The sequence below is a fragment of the Corynebacterium guaraldiae genome (genome assembly GCF_053480195.1).
This window is the reverse complement of the sequence record NZ_JBRBAU010000036.1, coordinates 1-877: the sequence shown is the minus strand read 5'-3', so window position 1 is coordinate 877 and position 877 is coordinate 1. Positions and strand designations below refer to the sequence as shown.

Genomic DNA, 877 nt, shown 5'->3' with positions numbered 1-877 from the left:
TCGATCTCAGCCTTACCCGGACCCTCGGTCTCAACCGTGGTGCCCGCCGGGACATCGCCACCGGTGTTCGGGATCTCAACCTTGTCACCAGGCTTACCCTTGTCGTCACTCCAGTCAGGCTTCTCAGTCTCCGGAGCCTCACAGACCTCGTTCTGCGGGGTCGTATAGGTCCAGGTCGTCTGAGCGCCCTCCGGGAAGGTGAAGCCCTTGGCCGGGGTTGCCTCGACCTTGACCGTCTGACCGTACTCGTAGACGTACTTGCCTTCAGCGTCCGGAGTCAACTCCTTACCGTCGACGGTCACCTTGTACTCGACACCCTCGGTCTCTTCAACGGTGACGAACGGCGGAACATCACAAGATGCCGGGTCATCAGCAGATGCACCCAGAGATGGGTTGTTCTCCTTCGGGGCAACAGGCGTAACCGGGGTAGCGTCCTTCTCGGTCACCGTAACGGTGACGTCAACGTTGTCCTTAGAACCATCTGGGTAGGTCACCTCAACCGGAACAGTGATCTTGTCACCAGGGTTAGCATCCTCAGGGATGGTGACCTTGATGGAACCGTCCGGATTGACGGTCGCGCCTTCAGGGGTGTCTGCACCTGGGCCGAAGGTGGTGCCGCTAGGAACGTCGACCTTGTTGTTGTCGCCGTCCTTGAAGGCCGGAGCGTCAATATTGACGTCCTCGCCAGGCTCGCCGGTGCCACCGTTGTACTCAGGCTCATACTTCTCGTTGTCCGTAGCCTCGGGAGCGTCCGGCTGCTCAACCGTAACGGTCACCTCAACGGTGTCCTTGGAGCCATCCGGGTAAGTCACCTCAACCGGAACAGTGATCTTGTCACCAGGCTTAGCACCCTCCGGAACCGGAACAGTGATCTCAC

Annotated in this window: 1 protein-coding gene; it reads right to left on the bottom strand. The window is 59.6% G+C overall.

The window, feature by feature from the left end; translation table 11 throughout:
* A partial coding sequence (locus tag ACUY3D_RS12665; RefSeq protein ID WP_283175974.1) for a YPDG domain-containing protein occupies positions 1-877 on the bottom strand: 877 nt, incomplete at both ends.